The following is a 17,611-nucleotide window of genomic DNA, read 5'->3' as shown; positions in this document are numbered from 1 at the left end:
GGAAAGGGCCCCGATTCTCTCGAGAGAATCGGGGCCCTTTCACTGTGATGTCGACTATCGAGCAGCCGAAGGCTCATCCTTTTCGGTCTGCGCGGATTCCTTCTTCTCGGGCTTGGCGTCCTTCTCCGGCTTGGCGTCTATGCCGGATTCCTTACGCTGCAGCGGCGTGATCGGCGCCGGTGCGTCGGTCAACGGGTCGACGCCGCCGCCGGACTTGGGGAATGCGATGACCTCGCGGATGGAGTCGACTCCGGCAAGTAGTGCAGTGATCCGGTCCCAACCGAATGCGATTCCGCCGTGCGGTGGCGCTCCGTAGCTGAAAGCGTCGAGCAGGAATCCGAACTTCTCCTGTGCCTCGGCTTCGCCGATCCCCATCACCGCGAACACGCGTTCCTGAATGTCCTTGCGGTGGATACGAATACTGCCGCCACCGATTTCGTTGCCGTTGCAGACGATGTCGTACGCGTAGGCGAGCGCGGACCCCGGATCGGCGTCGAAAGTCGCCATCGAGTCCGGCTTCGGTGAAGTGAAAGCATGGTGCACGGCCGTCCACGCCCCGGAGCCGACGGCAACGTCACCGCTGGCCGTCGCGTCGGACGTCGGCTCGAACAGTGGCGCATCGACGACCCAGACGAACGCCCAAGCCTTCGGGTCGATCAAGTCGAGTTTGCGCGCGATCTCGCCACGCACTGCACCGAGTAGTCCGCGCGAGCCTTTGACCGGTCCCGCGGAGAAGAAGATTGCATCACCGGGCTTGGCGCCGACGTGAGATGCGAGGCCGTCGCGCTCGGCATCGGTGAGATTCTTCGCTACCGGTCCACCGAGGCTTCCGTCCTCGCCGACGAGAACGTAGGCAAGTCCCTTGTGCCCACGCTGCTTGGCGAACTCCTGCCATTTGTCGAGCTGCTTGCGCGGCTGCGAGGCGCCGCCCGGCATCACTACCGCTCCGACGTACGGTGCCTGGAATACCCGGAAAGTCGTGTCCGCGAAGAAGTCGGTGCATTCGACGAGTTCGATCTCGAACCGAAGATCCGGCTTGTCCGACCCGTAACGGCGCATCGAATCGGCGTACGTGATCCGAGGAATCTTGTCGACGATCTCGTAGCCGACCAGTTTCCACAGAGCCGCAAGGATCTCCTCGGCCAGCAGAATGACGTCTTCCTGGGTGACGAAACTCATTTCGACGTCGAGCTGGGTGAACTCGGGCTGACGATCGGCCCGGAAATCTTCGTCTCGGTAGCAACGTGCAATCTGGTAGTACCGCTCGATTCCGCCGACCATCAGCAGCTGCTTGAACAGCTGCGGACTCTGCGGGAGCGCATAGAAGCTACCCGGCTGCAACCGCGCAGGCACGAGAAAATCCCGTGCACCTTCCGGCGTGGACCGCGTCAAAGTGGGTGTCTCGACCTCGACGAACTCATGGTGCGCCAGCACACTGCGTGCTGCAGCATTGACATGCGATCGCAGACGGATAGCGCTTCCCGGGCCCTCGCGACGCAAGTCCAGGTACCGGTACTTCAGGCGAGCTTCCTCGCCCGGCTGCTCATCGAGCTGGAACGGAAGCGGGGCACTCTCGGCGAGAACCTCGATCGCGGTTGCGTCGACTTCGATCGCGCCGGTCGGAATCTCGAAATTCTGGTTACCGTCCGGCCGGGTCTCGACCTTGCCGGTCACCTTCACCACATATTCCGCCCGTAGGCGGTGGGCCTGTCCGGCGACGTCGCCTTCACGGAAGACGACCTGAGCGACGCCGGACGCGTCACGAAGGTCGATGAAGATGACACCGCCGTGATCGCGTCGCCGCGCAACCCAACCCGTCAGGGTGACTGTTCGGTCGACGTGCTCGGGTCGAAGTGAGCCGGCGAGGTGGGTGCGCAGCACGGGTTTCCTTTCACAAAATTTCACAAAGCGTGTTCGTCGGTAACCAATCCTACGGAGACACCTACGCCGACCGGAAACGCGATCCCACGACGGCGTGCGAAGCTAGTGCCCGACCACGACCGACAGCTCGCAGAATTGACCCCCGAAGAGAGGATTTCGGCCATGACCTTCAACGAGGGTGCTCGTATGCAACCCGGCCGGGTGTCGACCGGCGGAGGCGGTGGCGGACGAGGCGGCAAGCTCGCTCTGGGCGGCGGTGCAGGCGGCCTGGTCATTCTGGTCTTGGCCTTGCTGTTCGGTGGAGATCCGGGATCTGTGCTCGGTCAGCTCAGCGGCTCTACCGACAATGCGGGTCAGTCGCAGGCAGGCGGAACGGTGGAGAACTGCGAGACGGGCGCCGACGCCAACGCCGATATCGACTGCCGCGTGAGCTTCACCGTCGGCAGCCTCGACACGGTATGGGAATCCGAACTCCAGTCGCAGACCGGGGTTGCGTATGTGCAGCCGGCCGTACAGCTGTTCACCGGTTCGATCAGCACGGGATGCGGCAACGCCACCAGTGCTGTCGGCCCGTTCTATTGCCCTGCCGACTCGACGGCTTATTTCGACTCGAGTTTCTTTCAGGTCCTCGTCGACCAGTTCGGATCCAGCGGCGGCCCTCTGGCACAGGAATACGTTGTGGCGCACGAGGTAGGCCACCATATCCAGAACCAGCTCGGCGACATCGGCCGCGCGCAAGCGGATCCACAGGGCCCGCAATCAGGTGCTGTCCGAGTCGAGCTGCAAGCGGACTGCTACGCAGGGGTCTGGGCGCATCACGCTGCGACGATTCCTGCACAGGACACCGGTATTCCCTTCCTCGCTCCGTTGACCGACACCGATATCCGCGACGCCTTGTCCGCAGCGTCCTCGGTCGGCGACGATCGGATACAGCAGGCGTCGAGTGGCCGGGTCAATCCGGAAGGTTGGACCCACGGCTCGTCCGAGCAACGACAGAAATGGTTCCTCGCGGGTTATCGGACGGGCCAGGTCGCGGCCTGCGATACGTTTTCGGCGCGCGATCTACTCACTCCTCCCGCGCTCACCCGGTGACGATCAGAACAACGTGAGGGCAGCGACCGGGACATCGATCTTCGATGCTGCCCCTACCGGAGTGTTCTCCGGCAGAGATCGAGTGTCCCCCGGCGCAAATCCGTGACGGTCGAGGAGAGGGTCGATTCGTTCGCGAAACCACCTCGTGTACTCGGGGGTCACGTAGGACCCGCGCCCATAGAGTTGCCGGTACCGCCGAACAAGGGCGGGGTGTTGCTCGGCCAGCCAGGACATGAACCAATCCTTGCTCGAGGACCGTAGGTGCATCGGCAACGCGGTCACCGACGTGGCACCTGCCTCGGCCAACGCCTCGAGCAGTCCGTCGAGCTGCTTGGCTCCGTCCGTCAGAAATGGGATGACCGGTGCCACCATCACAGCGCATGGCAAACCTGCCTCCCGAATCGAACGGATCAGATCCAGCCGGGCCCGCGGACTCGGAGTCCCGGGTTCCAACTGTTTCTGCAGATCCGCGTCGTGGATAGCGAGGCTGATGCTGATGCGCACATCCACCTCCCGAGCCGCGAGCGTCAGCAGGGGCAGATCACGCCGCAGCAACGTGCCTTTGGTCAGAATCGAGAACGGTGTCCCGGACTCCGCCAGTGCTCGGATGATGCCCGGCATCAGCCGGTAGCGCCCCTCCGCGCGCTGGTAGGGATCGGTATTGGTTCCCAGCGCAACCGGTTCACACTTCCACGATCTTCGAGAAAGTTCCTTGCGGAGCACCGCAGCAATGTTGGTCTTGACGACGATCTGCGAATCGAAATCGTTGCCGGAGTCCAATCCGAGATACTCGTGGGTGGGGCGCGCGAAGCAATAGCGGCACGCATGCGAACAACCACGCGCAGGGTTGATCGTCCAGGTGAAAGGTAAGGAGGCGTCACCGGAAATCTTGTTCAATGCGCTTTTGCACAGCACCTCGTGGAACGTGATGCCCTCGAACTCCGGCGTTTGCACGCTACGCACGAGGCCTGCACGTTCCAAACCCGGTAAGGCGTCCTCATCGGCAGCGTCGAGTGTTTGTCCCGCCCATCGCATGCACACAGTCGAACATTTGTTCTATGTCATGTCAAGACGCAACGAGGCGTGCACCTTTCGCTTCGCGGAGCACTAGGCGGGTGCGACAAATGCGGAGAAGGATAGCGTGTACCCACTGCCCGAACAAGAAGGAGCACTTCTCGCCGTGACTGCACCGAATATCCCGACGCTCGAACCGATCCTGCGACTCGGCGTGGCTCTCGGAATTCCGATCGACATCGGTGGTGTACCCACGGGAGAACGAGTCGTCATCCCCATTCTCGGCGGCGCCGCGCCCGGACCCGACATCGAAGGCACGCTGGCCGGCACTTCGTCCGTCTTCGGATTGACTCGATCGGATGGCTGCACCGAATTCAGCGCCGAGCTCACTCTCGAACTGACGATGGGAGGATATCTCTCACTGTCGTACCGCGGACTCCAGTTCGGCCCGGCCGATGTCATCGCGGCACTGGGAGGGACCGAAGAAGTCGATCCGGCCACGTACTACTTCCGCGGGACTCTGGACATCGCGACCTCCGTGCCGCAGTTCACCTACCTCAACCGCGCGCTGGTGGTGACGTCCGGCTCACGATCGGCCGAAGCTGTTGTGCTCGACGCATTCCTGGTGACCTGACCCATCAGCTCGAACACAGTTCGGCGACTTCGCGATCGGTCAAAGTGGCCAGCGGAGTTCGTCCCGTCGAGCGGACCAGCTCGATGGCTCGAAACAGGGGCCGCTCGTGTAGACCCGCGTCGCGCGCTTCTGCCTTGAGCTGATCGACCAGAACCGATGCGATCGCGGCCGCCGGAACCAACTCGGTGGTCCAGAGCACGTCGGCGAGCTTGCGCAAAGACAGGATCGGCAGCTCTCGGCCACCGCCCTGGGTGTAGAGCGCAAGTGCGATCGTGACGCGAGAGTCGCCGTCGTACAACCGGAGAGTGACGTTGTCGATCCGCGCGGTCCGCACCGCAATCTCGGCCGTCACGACCTTCGGCACCGACAACTGCTTCGTCCGGAAGCCGCCGCGGACATGAATAGTGTTGCCGCTCAGCCATATTCGACGCCGCAACACTATCCATGTCGAGACCACCGTCGGCACCACGACAATGACACCGAGCACGACGGCCACAACCACGGGTAGGAAAAAGCTCGCGATGACTGCGAGCAGGATCGCGACCACTACTGCGCCGACCATGATCTTCATCAGCCGTGGTCTGATGAACTCGACTGGGACCAAATCGAGATCGACGCGATCCGAGCCGTCAGTCGGCAAGACGGGCCTCCAGATGATCGACGACGCCATCCAACGAAACCTGCTGCTGTTCACCGGTGGCAAGTTCTTTGACAACGATGGATGTCTCGGCAAGTTCTTTGTCGCCGAGTACCAATGCGAAGCGCGCTCCCGACCGATCGGCTGCCTTCATTGCCCCTTTCACACCACGATTTCCGTAGGCCAGGTCGACGCTGATTCCTTTTCGTCGCAACTCCCCTGCGATGGCCACGACTTTCGCTTTCGCTTCCAGACCGAGCGGAACTCCGAAGACTGCGCACCGGGCGGAAGCACCTGCCGATTTGCCCTCGGCTGCGAGCGCGAGCATCGTACGGTCGACGCCGAGCCCGAATCCGATTCCCGAAAGCTCCTGGCCACCCAGCTGCGCCATAAGGCCGTCGTAGCGGCCCCCGCCTCCGATTCCGGACTGGGCACCGAGGCCGTCGTGCACGAACTCGAATGTGGTCTTCGTGTAGTAGTCGAGCCCTCGCACCATGCGCGGATTGACCACATAGGTAACTTTCATCGCGTCGAGGTGGGCGAGCACCTCGTCGAAGTGCGCCTTGGCGGAATCGGAAAGATGATCGAGCATGAGCGGTGCGTCGGCAGTCATCTCGCGGACTTCCGGTCGCTTGTCGTCCAGCACACGCAGCGGGTTGATCTCCGCACGGCGTCGAGTGTCCTCGTCGAGCGGCAGGGCGAACAAAAACTCCTGCAGTCGCTCTCGGTATTGCGGGCGACAGGTGTCGTCACCGAGAGAGGTGATCTCGAGCCTGAAGTCGCTCAATCCGACACTACGAAATCCGGTGTCAGCGACGGCGATGACTTCGGCGTCCAGAGCTGGATCGTCGACGCCGATCGCCTCGACACCCACTTGTTGCAGCTGACGGTAGCGGCCGGCCTGCGGCCGCTCGTAGCGGAAGAAGGGTCCGGCATATGCCAGCTTTACCGGGAGCGCCCCTCGATCGAGGCCGTGTTCGATGACCGCGCGCATCACCCCGGCAGTGCCTTCCGGCCGCAGGGTGACCGATCGGTCCCCTCGATCGGCGAAGGTGTACATCTCCTTGCTGACCACATCGGTCGACTCGCCGACGCCGCGCGCGAAGAGGCTGGTGTCCTCGAATATCGGCAGCTCGATATGCCCGTACCCAGCATTTCGCGCTGCGGTCAATAGCCCCTCTCGAACAGCGACGAACTCGGCGGAGTTCGGCGGAAAGTAGTCGGGAACACCCTTGGGTGCAGAGAAGGTCGTCGGCTTGCTCACGAGTGCATATTTCCTTGTTCGGGACCGGACAGTCCAACGAGAAACGGGTTGGACGCGCGTTCTTGGCCGATGGAGCTCTGGCCGCCGTGTCCGGGAAGTATCACGGTGTCGTCGGCCAGCGGTAGCAGAGACCGGCCTATCGAGCGGAGTAGCTGATCATGATCACCACCGGGAAGGTCGCTGCGGCCGATCGAACCGGCGAAGAGAGTGTCCCCGGTCAAAGCAATGGACACATCATCGTCCGGCGCATCGATCGTTGTCGTGAATACCACCGAACCCTGAGTGTGGCCCGGCGTCCGAAGCACGCCGAACGTGATACCGGCGAGTTCGAGAGCCATTCCGTCCTCGAGATCGAGCACCTCGTCCGGCTCGTGGAACTCGGCGTCACCCAACATCGCGGCCAATGCCGGCCCGGTCCCTCGAATCGGATCCGAAAGCATGTAGCGGTCCTCTGCCTGAATGTAGGCGGGGATCCCGAACTTGCTGCAGACAGGTTCCACGGACCACGTGTGATCGAGGTGCCCATGAGTGAGGAGCACAGCAACCGGCGTCGTGTTCGAGGAGTTCAAGAACTCGAACAGGGGCTCTGCCGCATCCTGACCGGGATCGACGACGACGCATTCTTTTGCCCCGTCCTGGGCGAGGATGTAGCAGTTGGTCTGAAACATTCCCGCCGGGAATCCGGTGACGAGCACAGCTGTAGCTCCTAGATCGGTCTGGCACGGTCTTTTCTTCAGCTTAGTTGCACGGTGTCCACACTGACATCGCCAGTGCCTGGCGCTACGTGCCGCGGTGCCCGTCAGAGTGTTCTCAGGATGTAATGGCACACTCACTGACGGCCGGTTTCGGCTCCGAACAGCCGGATCGAGCGCCGGTAATCGATCGAGGACAAGCGGGAGGACAGGCGAATTGCCCAGCAACGAGCAACGGCGTGAGACAGCGAAAAAGAAGCTCGAGCGACAACTCGAACGCCGAGCAGAGCGAGCCAAGAAGCGTAAACAGCTGACGATCGCCGGGTCTGTTCTGGGCGTGGCCGTCGTAATCGGCGCGGTCGCAGTCGTTTTCGCGATCACCCGAGGTGGCGACGAACCCGAGACGACTGCATCGGACACTCCTTCTGCAGACACGCTCATCACCGACGGCCGCTCCGAGCCGCTTCCGGAGACCGTGAACTGCGCGTACCCGGCGGCACAGGCACCGGCGGCGAAGCCGAACACGCCACCGCGCACCGACGCGATTCCGACGAGCGACGAGCCCCTGAGCTACAGCATGGAAACCTCGCAGGGCAACATCGGGCTCACGCTGAACAACCCGCAGGCGCCGTGCACTGTCAACAGCTTCGTTTCACTCGCAAACCAGGGATACTTCGACGGAACCTCCTGCCACCGTCTCACGACATCTGCTGGCCTGCAGGTGCTCCAGTGCGGCGATCCTGCGGGTACCGGTCAGGGCGGACCCGGTTACGAGTTCGCCGATGAGTTCCCGGTCGACCAATACAACGTCGGTGACCCTGCAGCCAGCCAGCCGATCTCCTATCCCCGCGGCACCATCGCCATGGCAAATGCCGGGCCCGGCACCAACGGAAGCCAGTTCTTCCTCGTCTTCGGTGATTCGAAGCTGCCTCCCGCGTACACGGCGTTCGGAACCATCGACGAGACTGGACTGCAGACTCTCGACAAGATCGCAGCAGGCGGGGCCGAAGGCGGCGCCCAGGACGGTAAACCGGCCCTTCCGGTGGATATCACGAACGTGGTGAGCGACCTGTGATCACACGGTCGGCATTGTTCGTTGCTGCCGGCGCGGTAGCCGTGCTCGTGGCCGGTTGCTCGTCGGACACATCGGGCACCGCGACATCCACGACGACGGCGGCAGCATCGACGCCGAAGGCGACCAGCGCCGCGCCCGAGCCGGAGTTGGATCTGAGCCAGTTCGGAGCACTGCCCGCGGTTCCTACGCCCGAATCACCGACTACGAGTTGTGACTATCCTGCGGCAAGTCCTGCCGTCCGAGACAACAACCCTCCGACGACGGACGAGGTGTCCGCCGAAGGGACGGTCGAGGTGGCGATGAAGACGAGCCAGGGGCCGATCGGATTGATCTTGGACCGGGCCGAAGCACCCTGCACTGTCAACAGCTTCACCAACTTGGCAGCTCAGAGCTATTTCGACGACACCCCGTGTCATCGTCTGACCACCTCCCCTGGCTTGCAGGTTCTCCAGTGTGGTGATCCTTCGGGCAAGGGAAGCAGAGGCCCGGGTTACGAATACCCGAACGAATACCCGACGACGGCCTACCCCGCCGATGACCCCGCCGCGTCGACACCGGTTGTGTACCCGCGCGGAACGCTCGCGATGGCGAATGCCGGACCCGACACGAACGGGAGCCAGTTCTTCCTCGTCTACGAGAACTCGGTGCTACCTCCGCAGTACACCGTCTTCGGGACGATTTCTGCCGACGGACTCGCCACGCTCGACAAGGTCGCTGCGGCAGGGGTCGCAACTCCCGGCGGCGACGGCGCACCGAACGCAGCTGTGACAATTCAAACCGTCACCTAGAGCCGACGCGAGTCCACTGATACGGTCGAGCGGCGCGTTCACGCCGCCCGACCGTATCAGTGGAGGTTCAGGCCGCCGAGGTCAGGCGGTAGACGTCGAAGACACCTTCGACGTTTCGGACGACGTTGAGAACATGCCCAAGGTGCTTCGGGTCGCCCATCTCGAAGGTGAACTTGCTGATGGCAACTCGATCACCCGAGGTCGCCACCGATGCCGACAGAATGTTGACTTTCTCGTCGGCCAGAGCCTTCGTGACATCGGAGAGCAGTCGGTGCCGATCGAGGGCCTCGATCTGGATGGCGACCAGGAAGACCGATGATGCCGACGGCGCCCATTGCACGTCGACGAACCGTTCGGACTGCTCCTCCAGCGACTTGGCGTTGGTGCAGTCGGTTCGGTGCACGCTGACCGAACCTCCGCGGGTGACGAATCCGAGGATCTCGTCACCCGGAACCGGTGTACAGCATTTGGCCAGCTTCGCCACGATGCCTTCGGAGCCCGAGACGAGCACGCCTGCATCACCGATATGTCGGGCCCGGGTGGGAATCGTCGACGGTGTCGAACGTTCGGCAAGCTCTTCCTCGACGTCGCCTACCCCGCCCAGGTGAGCAACCAGGCGTTGTACGACGTGCTGGGCAGAGACGTGGCTTTCACCGACCGCCGTGTACAGCGCGGAGACATCCACATAGCGCAATTCGTGGGCGATGGTGGACATCGATTCCGCGTTCATCAGGCGCTGAAGTGGCAGACCTCCACGACGGACTTCCTTCGCGATCGAGTCCTTACCGGCTTCCAGTGCCTCTTCGCGGCGTTCCTTGGCGAACCACTGTCTGATCTTCGATTTGGCACGCGGAGATACTACGAAACCTTGCCAATCACGGCTGGGACCCGCGGTGGCGGCCTTGGAGGTGAAAACCTCGACCACCTCACCGTTGTCCAAGGTGCGTTCCAGCGCGACGAGCCTGCCGTTGACGCGCGCCCCTATGCAACGATGCCCCACTTCGGTGTGGACCGCGTATGCGAAGTCGACCGGGCAGGAACCCGCAGGCAGGGTTACAACGTCCCCCTTCGGGGTGAACACGAAGATCTCTTTGACTGCGAGGTCGTAACGCAGAGATTCGAGGAACTCCCCCGGATCCGCTGCCTCACGCTGCCAGTCGAGCAGTTGACGCATCCAGGCCATGTCGTCGACCTCGGCGTTGTCATTGCCGTGCTTGCCTCGGGTCTCCTTGTATCGCCAATGCGCGGCAATACCGAACTCCGCTGTCCTGTGCATCTCCCGGGTACGGATCTGCACCTCGAGTGGTTTGCCCTCGGGCCCGACCACAGTTGTGTGGAGCGATTGGTAGACGCCGTATCGGGGCTGGGCGATATAGTCCTTGAAGCGGCCGGCCATCGGCTGCCACAACGAGTGCACGACGCCGACCGCCGCGTAGCAATCACGAATTTCGTCGCACAGAATACGAACGCCGACGAGGTCGTGAATGTCGTCGAAGTCGCGTCCTTTGACGATCATCTTCTGATAAATCGACCAGTAGTGTTTCGGGCGCCCCTCCACCACGGCGCTGATACGCGACGCCGACAACGATGCGTTGATTTCCGCGCGAACCTTCTCGAGGTACGTGTCACGGGAAGGCGCCCGGTCCGCGACGAGTCGGACGATCTCGTCGTACTTCTTGGGGTGCAGGATTGCGAACGCCAAGTCTTCGAGCTCCCACTTGACCGTCGCCATTCCCAACCGATGAGCTAGCGGCGCAATAACTTCCAAGGTTTCCTTGGCCTTGCGCGCCTGCTTCTCCGGTGGGAGAAACCTCATGGTCCGCATATTGTGAAGCCGGTCGGCGACTTTGATCACCAACACGCGGGGATCGCGTGCCATGGCAATGATCATCTTGCGAATGGTCTCGCCTTCGGCTGCGGTGCCGAGCGCTACTTTGTCGAGTTTGGTGACCCCGTCGACGAGATGCGCGACCTCCTCACCGAACTCCTCGGTGAGTTGCGGGAGCGAGTATCCCGTGTCCTCGACAGTGTCGTGCAGCAGGGCAGCGACAAGCGTGGTCGTATCCATCCCGAGCTCGGCGAGGATGTTCGCCACTGCAAGCGGATGCGTGATGTAGGGATCGCCCGACTTGCGCATCTGCGTAGCGTGCCGCTCGTCGGCGACATCGTAGGCACGTTGCAGCAACGCAAGATCGGCCTTCGGGTACAGGTCCCGATGCAGACTGACAAGAGGCTCGAGAACCGGTTTGACGGCAGCCGAGCGACCAGCGGTGATCCGGCGCGCCAGACGAGCGCGAACCCTTCTCGATGCCGACGTAGGAACAGCCGGCACAGACCCGCGTCCGGCTGTCGCCGGAGCGGCCGGATCGGCCGTATTCGATTCGGGCGTCGCGGAATCCGAAGCGGGCCGTTCGGGCGAGGGTTGGTCGAGGTAACTGGTCACACTGATCGCCTCCTGCCGCGTTTGAGTTTCATGGCCCGGTCTTGCGCCGGGCACAGACGCTCTGTGGTCCGACTTTAGTCCTCACACAGTTTTCAAGGAGGTGAGCGGGTACCCATCACACCTGGAGCGGCCATCGAGCTCCGATATCTCCAGCACCACCGCCGCTCCCACGACCTGTGCTCCACGTGCGCGAAGCAATGTCGCCGTCGCGGCGATCGTGCCCCCGGTCGCCAGCACATCGTCGACGACGAGGATGCGCCGACCTATCAAGTCGATGGATTCGGGAATTTCCAGTTGCGCGGATCCATATTCGAGCTCGTACCGCTGCGCTACGACGGGCGGAGGCAGTTTGCCGGCTTTGCGCACGGCGAGAACACCCGATCCGAGCGCAAGTGCAACGCCCGCGCCGAGCAGAAACCCGCGAGCATCGATACCTGCCACGAGGTCCGCGCCCGCTCCCGCGACTGCCAGCGCTTCGATGACCGTCGAGAGCCCGTCCGCATCGGCGAACACCGGTGTCAGATCGGCGAAACGTACACCCTGGACCGGGAAGTCGTCTGCCCAGCGGACCAATCGATCGATGTTTGCCGAGGCTGTCTCGGCCGACGCGTTTGCGTTGAAAGTTGTTTCACTGTGTTTGCTCACCGGAGGAGTATCCACCGATCCATATTCCATCCCGCACCCGCCGCGGTCGGATTGGCGACGACGTTCTTCATGCCGTCCGATACCAGGAGCATCCTCGGCTGGTTGAACAGCGGTAACGACGGCATGTCGTTCCACAGAATGTTCTCGCCCTCCGTCGCTACCGCAAGAGAAGTTGCATCGGATGTATCGACGGCAAGCTGATCCACGATTGCATTCACCCGACCGTTGTCGTAACCGCCCACGTTGCTACCGACGCCACCACGCAGGCTGTACCGAGCTGCCGCGTCGGATACGGCGCCCGCCGCTCCCGACGCTGACGCTGTCGATCCGAGTACCACGTCGACTTCACCCCGTTGGAGGGCAGAGGGAGAGAACTGCGCCGACGAAGCGTCGACAACGTTGATTCCTGCTGGACCGCACGAGGCAGCGATGGTCTCCACGATGTCCCCTCGACGTGCATCCGGAGCGAGGTATCCGATCCGGATCGTCGGGTTCGTCACACCGGCGGCCCGAAGTTCGGACGACGATGCGGTCGTGTCCGGCTGGCGATAACGTCCGGCCGCAGTAGCCGCCACCGGCGGGTAGAGCAGGGTGTCGGACTGCACAAGTCTGGCGTCGACGACACCGGATCCTGTCCCGACGCTTTTCTCGTATCCGGAATGTCCTACCTCGTCGAACAACTGTTGGCGCGGAACGCACGAGGCAAGCGCTCGCCGAACCGCCGGCGGAGAGAGGGCTCCTCCGGTAGCGAACGTCAACTGTTCGACACCCTTCGACGGAAAGTCGGTGCGGTCGAATCCGCCGGTGGGTTCATCTCCCCCGGCACCGGCGTCCACGACCTCGAGATCACCTGCTTCGCTCCGTGCCGGGATGTCGGTTCCCTTGGGCCAAATGACGATTCGTTCCGTCTCTGGTGGGACGCCCCACCATTTGTCATTGGCAACCAGCACCAACCCGCCGTCTGCGGTGTAGGAATCGACACGGTACGGGCCGTTGGAAGGCATGAGGGATGTATCGATCGCGTCGGGAGCGAAGTTCCAACCGGCGTTCCAGAAATCGGCGATCCGACTCACCGCACCCAAGTCCCCAGTGTTGATCGGGTCGACGATGTTGGGGACGTTCGCCGCACGCGCGACGATGTGTGCCGGTAGCAGAGCTGTCGCGCCGAACAAGCTGCGCCAGTCCAGGTAGGACCGCCCGGGCGCAAAGGTCACGGTGGCTTCCTTCGTACCGGTCACACAGTCCACTTTGTCGATGTCCGAGTACCCTGCAGTAGACGCAGCGTCGAACAGCGAAGAATTGTCCGCACCGGACACGAAACGGCCACTCTCGGCAGCCCAGGCCAACACGAGGTCGTCGCAGGTCATCGGGACGCCGTCGGAGTAGACGGCCTGTGGAGCGATCACATAGCGAACGGTCAGGGCGCCGCCGGGCACCACCGACGCGCTCCCGATGTCGTTGTCGGACAGCGCCTCTCCCTCGGGTCCGAGATAGCTGAATCCGGTCTGGACACGCGGGAACGCCTGGCGCGCACCGGACGCCGCGCCGTCCACAGTTCGAGCGTTGTACGTGGACACGACATTGTCGACGGCATACCCGATGGACGGAACTGGATCCTCGCCGGCCGAGCACCCCGCGGCAGTAGCCACGGTGACGGTGGCAGCCAGTCCAGCCGCCACCGCCTTTGTGACACTTGTTCGACAGACTCGCACGTGATCAACGCCTCTTCTTGTTGCGCTTTCCTGTCGGCCTCGAGCCTGGCTGCGGTGTGGCCGGAGCGGACACGGTAGCGGCCGAGGACTCGACCATGCCGACAACCCCTCCGCGCTGTGCAGCCTCAGCTCGTTTGGCCATCACCTTCTTGGTATGAACGGCGACCGGCCCCCACTTTTCCTTTATGGTCACGAGCAGCGGTGTAGCAAAGAAGATAGACGAATACGCGCCCACGATCATGCCCACCAACTGTACGAGTGCGAGGTCCTTCAACGTTCCGACTCCGAGCAGCCATACAGCGACGACCATCAAAGCCAGCACCGGCAGGACGCCGATCACCGTCGTGTTGATTGAGCGCATGAGCGTCTGGTTGACGGCCAGGTTCGCCTGTTCTGCGTAGGTCTTGCGCCTGAGATTCAGAATCCCTCTCGTGTTCTCTTCGACCTTGTCGAACACCACCACGGAGTCGTACAGCGAGAAGCCGAGGATGGTCAACAAACCGATCACTGTCGCGGGCGTGACCTCGAACCCGACCAGCGAATAGACACCTGCCGTGACGAACAGGTCGAACACCAGCGCCGCGAGGGCAGCGATCGCCATGTCCCGTTCGTATCTGATGGAGATGTAGATGCTGACGATGACGAGGAACACCAACAGCGCGATCAATGCTTTCTGGGTGATCTGTCCGCCCCAGGTCTCGCTCACGTCGGAGATGCTGATCGCATTCGGTGACGCAACTCCGTTCCCGTCGACCGGCTCGAAGGAATCGAACAGAGCGGTCTTGACCGAATTCACTTCGGCAGCATCGAGGGCCTCGGAACGAACCTGCACGGTGGCAGCGGCGCCGGAACCGACGGTCTGTACCGACACCGGATCGAATCCGAGGGTGTCGGCGAACACTGTCTCGACCTGCTCGGTGCTGACGTTGTCCGCGGCCGGGATCTGAATCCGGGTGCCGCCTTCGAAATCGATCCCGAGGGTGAATCCACGGACGGCGATGCTCAACAGGCAGATCAAGACGATCGTTGAGGTCAAGATGTAATAGAAGCGACGTCGACCGACGATCTCGAAAGCTCCGGTACCCGTGTACAGCCGATTCATCCAGCTGTGCTGCGGCTGATCCATCTGTTCGGCACCGGAATCCGTCAGCAGTGTCGAGGTCGATTCTGAAGTGTTCTTCTCCGGTGAATCGGACATATCACGCCCCCTTGGTCGACGCGTCGGCCGATACAGTACTCGATGTCGTTCGGGCAGCCGCCCGCTTGCGTTCCTGCGCGACCTCCGCCACTGCGCCGAGGCCGTTGACGCCTGGTTTAGACCAGAATGTCGACTTCGTGCACAGGTAGACCAGCGGCCAGGTCACCAGGAAGACGACCACTACGTCGAGGATCGTCGTCAGGCCGAGAGTGAAGGCAAATCCTCGGACCTGCCCGACGGCGAGTGCATAGAGCACCGCAGCGGCGATGAAGCTGACCGCGTTTCCGGACAGGACGGTCTTTCGCGCACGTGCCCAGCCTCGCGGCACCGCAGATCTGAAGCTTCGACCCTCACGAATCTCGTCCTTGATTCGTTCGAAGAACACGACGAACGAGTCCGCTGTCATACCGATACCGATGATCAACCCGGCAATGCCTGCCAGGTCGAGGGTGAAGCTGATCCACCGTCCGAGCAGAACCAGAATTCCGTAGACCATCAGACCTGCCAGCACCAACGACAGCGCCGTCAGCAGTCCCAATGCGCGGTAGTAGACGAGGCAGTAGAGCAGGACCAACACCAGACCGATGGCGCCGGCGATCAAACCTGCCTCCAACGACGCAAGACCGAGCGTCGCAGAGACTGTTTCTGCTTCCGAGGAGGCAAAGGACAGCGGCAGTGAACCGTATTTGAGGGTGTTCGCCAACTCCGAGGCGCTTTGCGCGGTGAACTGGCCGGTAATCGAGGTGGCGCTCCCGGCAGGTGTCGCACCCTGGATCTGCGGTGCACTGACGACCTTCGAGTCGAGTGTGAACGCTGCCTGCTTGCCGATGTTGGCGCCGGTGAACTTCGCCCAGGTGTTACTACCTTCCGAGTCGAAACTCAGACTGACCTCGTGGCGAGACTGCTGGCTGTTGAAGCCCGACGTAGCATCGTCGATCTGCTGACCGTCGATGATGCTCGGCCCGAGTACATAGACGGAGGCACCGTCGGTCGAGCACGCAACGAGGGGTAATTCGGGGTCGTCGTTGCCTTGCAGTGGGTCGGGTGCATTGCAGTCGATCGTCGCGAGGGCGGCCTGCTGAACCTGAGGGTCCTCGCTCTGCCGTAGCGCTTTCGCCTCGGTGATCTGATTGGCTGCCTCATCGGCTTCGGAGACCTCCGGGGGTGCCACCGCGGTCGGAGCGTCGGGGCTGCCTGGATCGCCGGTGTCAGGAGCCACCGGCACCGGATCGACCGCGCTGGGGTCCTGTGCCGGGAACGGACGGCCCTGAGGTACCGACTCGCCGGCCGGGGCCTGCTCGCCCGCAGCGGGCGCAGGTGTTCCGTTCGCGGGTGCTTGCTGTCCTGGCGCCGGCTGTCCTGCCGCCGGTTGCGCTGCGGTCAGCACTGGACGAATGAAAAGCCGTGCGGTCTGGCCGAGCGAACGAGCCTGCGAACTGTCGTCACCGGGCACGGTGATGACGAGATTGTCGCCGTCGATCACCACTTCTGACCCCGACACACCGAGCCCGTTCACGCGAGTCTCGATGATCTGCTGCGCCTGCTTCAGAGAGTCCTGACTCGGCTGGCTGCCGTCAGGCGTCCTGGCGGTAAGCGTGACACGCGTGCCACCCTGCAGGTCGATTCCCAACTTGGGAGTTGGCGACTTGTCTCCGGTGAAAAAGACCAGCGCATACACAGCGGCCATCAATACCGCGAAGACGGCGAGATAGCGGGCTGGATGCACCGATCCGCTGGAAGGTGCCACGGTGTGTGATTCTCCTCTTGGCGTGGGACAACATGCGGTCGATCAGGGGACGCAAGCGGTCTCTGTCGGGTGATACGCGTCGGAACAGGTGATTCCAGACGAACTGGGCAGCATGTGCGCGGCAAGCGAAACCGCTGCCGGAGTTTCTCCGGCAGCGGTTTCGTTCACAGGTCGATCACTCTTTTTCGAGACGACGCGCGCTCTGCTCCACGGTCTCTTCCGAAGACGACGGGGACGCGTCCTTTTCGAGGGTCGTGCTTTTCTCGAGCGACGGAGTCGCGTCGTCGGACTCGATGACGTCCGCGGATCCGGCGAAATCGGAATCGAGATCGTCGGAATCAGGGGGCAAGACCTCTTTTACGACGGCGCGCGACCATGTAGTCACGATGCCATCGGCGATCTCGAGGTCCACGGTGTCGTCTTCGACCAGTACTACGCGGGCGTACAGGCCGGCTGTGGTGACTACTTCGTCACCGATCTTCAGCGAATCCTGCAGAGTCTGAGTCTGGGCAAGAGCCTTCTTCTGGCGCCGGACGTTCAGGAACATCGGCACGAGCAGAGCCACGATGAGAAGGGGGAATAGCAGTTCCATCTTTTACGTCAGTCCTCGAAGTTTCGGTTGTCTATCGGTTTCGGCATTGGTGCCCACGGTGTGTTCACGGTGGTTTCTCACGTTCGCGTACAGCCGAAGTAGGCGACAATTCGGTCACCGCGGCTGTGCTGAAGAACCACGCAAAGAACCACGCAAAGAACCAGTGTGCCATTACTGGACCGGTGATCCGGTCAGCT

15 protein-coding genes are annotated in these 17,611 nt (G+C 62.5%); 4 read left to right on the top strand and 11 right to left on the bottom strand.

Going from position 1 to position 17,611, the window contains the following annotated elements:
- Positions 1–54: 54 nt before the first annotated feature.
- Positions 55–1,881: an aspartate--tRNA ligase gene (gene aspS / locus O1W68_RS17175; protein ID WP_269305579.1), complete on the bottom strand. Its 1,827-nt coding sequence runs from the start codon at positions 1,879–1,881 to the stop codon at positions 55–57.
- Between the two features lie 162 nt (positions 1,882–2,043).
- Between aspS and ypfJ the strand changes: the two genes are divergently transcribed.
- Complete coding sequence (ypfJ, locus tag O1W68_RS17170; protein WP_269305577.1) at positions 2,044–2,973, top strand: KPN_02809 family neutral zinc metallopeptidase; 930 nt, start codon at positions 2,044–2,046, stop codon at positions 2,971–2,973.
- A 3-nt stretch (positions 2,974–2,976) separates the two neighbouring features.
- On the opposite strand, the gene O1W68_RS17165 is transcribed toward ypfJ, so the two are convergent.
- The gene (locus O1W68_RS17165) at positions 2,977–4,008 is read right to left on the bottom strand and encodes an Rv2578c family radical SAM protein (protein WP_269305575.1); all 1,032 of its coding nucleotides are present in this window, start codon (positions 4,006–4,008) and stop codon (positions 2,977–2,979) included.
- Between the two features lie 145 nt (positions 4,009–4,153).
- Between O1W68_RS17165 and O1W68_RS17160 the strand changes: the two genes are divergently transcribed.
- Entirely contained in the window at positions 4,154–4,621 is a 468-nt protein-coding gene (locus O1W68_RS17160) for a DUF3237 family protein (protein ID WP_269305574.1), read from the top strand.
- A 4-nt stretch (positions 4,622–4,625) separates the two neighbouring features.
- Here O1W68_RS17160 and O1W68_RS17155 read toward each other — a convergent pair whose 3' ends face one another.
- From O1W68_RS17155 to O1W68_RS17145, 3 genes are read right to left on the bottom strand one after another with little or no spacing between them, the layout of a single operon-like run.
- On the bottom strand, positions 4,626–5,261 hold the full coding sequence (locus O1W68_RS17155) for a hypothetical protein (protein ID WP_269305572.1): 636 nt from the start codon (positions 5,259–5,261) through the stop codon (positions 4,626–4,628).
- Positions 5,251–6,522 carry a histidine--tRNA ligase gene (gene hisS, locus O1W68_RS17150; protein ID WP_269305569.1) on the bottom strand — a complete coding sequence of 424 codons (1,272 nt, stop codon included), beginning with the start codon at positions 6,520–6,522 and terminating at the stop codon, positions 5,251–5,253. The genes O1W68_RS17155 and hisS overlap by 11 nt, the downstream gene beginning before the upstream one ends.
- Positions 6,519–7,217, bottom strand: coding sequence for an MBL fold metallo-hydrolase (locus O1W68_RS17145; RefSeq protein ID WP_269305568.1), 699 nt, complete (start codon positions 7,215–7,217; stop codon positions 6,519–6,521). Before O1W68_RS17145 ends, hisS begins: the two co-directional genes overlap by 4 nt.
- Before the next feature lie 214 nt (positions 7,218–7,431).
- Between O1W68_RS17145 and O1W68_RS17140 the strand changes: the two genes are divergently transcribed.
- Together O1W68_RS17140 and O1W68_RS17135 are read left to right on the top strand one after the other, a co-directional pair.
- Positions 7,432–8,289 carry a peptidylprolyl isomerase gene (locus O1W68_RS17140; RefSeq protein WP_269305566.1) on the top strand — a complete coding sequence of 286 codons (858 nt, stop codon included), beginning with the start codon at positions 7,432–7,434 and terminating at the stop codon, positions 8,287–8,289.
- Entirely contained in the window at positions 8,289–9,077 is a 789-nt protein-coding gene (locus O1W68_RS17135; protein WP_269306061.1) for a peptidylprolyl isomerase, read from the top strand. Before O1W68_RS17140 ends, O1W68_RS17135 begins: the two co-directional genes overlap by 1 nt.
- A 67-nt stretch (positions 9,078–9,144) precedes the next feature.
- Here O1W68_RS17135 and O1W68_RS17130 read toward each other — a convergent pair whose 3' ends face one another.
- From O1W68_RS17130 to yajC, 6 genes are all read right to left on the bottom strand, one after another.
- Entirely contained in the window at positions 9,145–11,409 is a 2,265-nt protein-coding gene (locus O1W68_RS17130; RefSeq protein ID WP_283475887.1) for a RelA/SpoT family protein, read from the bottom strand.
- 192 nt (positions 11,410–11,601) lie between these two features.
- Positions 11,602–12,165, bottom strand: a complete 564-nt coding sequence (locus O1W68_RS17125; protein WP_269305564.1) for an adenine phosphoribosyltransferase — start codon at positions 12,163–12,165, stop codon at positions 11,602–11,604.
- Entirely contained in the window at positions 12,162–13,844 is a 1,683-nt protein-coding gene (locus O1W68_RS17120) for an ABC transporter substrate-binding protein (protein WP_269305562.1), read from the bottom strand. Before O1W68_RS17120 ends, O1W68_RS17125 begins: the two co-directional genes overlap by 4 nt.
- A 37-nt stretch (positions 13,845–13,881) precedes the next feature.
- Entirely contained in the window at positions 13,882–15,075 is a 1,194-nt protein-coding gene (gene secF, locus O1W68_RS17115; protein ID WP_269305559.1) for a protein translocase subunit SecF, read from the bottom strand.
- A gap of 1 nt (position 15,076) precedes the next feature.
- Positions 15,077–16,822 carry a protein translocase subunit SecD gene (secD, locus tag O1W68_RS17110; RefSeq protein ID WP_269305557.1) on the bottom strand — a complete coding sequence of 582 codons (1,746 nt, stop codon included), beginning with the start codon at positions 16,820–16,822 and terminating at the stop codon, positions 15,077–15,079.
- 175 nt (positions 16,823–16,997) lie between these two features.
- The gene (gene yajC / locus O1W68_RS17105) at positions 16,998–17,414 is read right to left on the bottom strand and encodes a preprotein translocase subunit YajC (protein WP_269305555.1); all 417 of its coding nucleotides are present in this window, start codon (positions 17,412–17,414) and stop codon (positions 16,998–17,000) included.
- Positions 17,415–17,611: the final 197 nt, after the last annotated feature.

This window comes from Rhodococcus sp. H36-A4, assembly GCF_027158005.1.
Lineage (GTDB): Bacteria > Actinomycetota > Actinomycetes > Mycobacteriales > Mycobacteriaceae > Rhodococcoides.
This window is presented reverse-complemented; position numbering and strand designations above follow the sequence as displayed.

Excerpts from the sequence above, each read along its gene's own strand:
- O1W68_RS17165 (WP_269305575.1), bottom strand. The coding sequence starts at position 4,008 with ATGCGATGGGCGGGACAAACACTCGACGCTGCCGATGAGGACGCCTTA.
- yajC (WP_269305555.1), bottom strand. The coding sequence starts at position 17,414 with ATGGAACTGCTATTCCCCCTTCTCATCGTGGCTCTGCTCGTGCCGATG.
- ypfJ (WP_269305577.1), top strand. The coding sequence starts at position 2,044 with ATGACCTTCAACGAGGGTGCTCGTATGCAACCCGGCCGGGTGTCGACC.
- secF (WP_269305559.1), bottom strand. The coding sequence starts at position 15,075 with ATGTCCGATTCACCGGAGAAGAACACTTCAGAATCGACCTCGACACTG.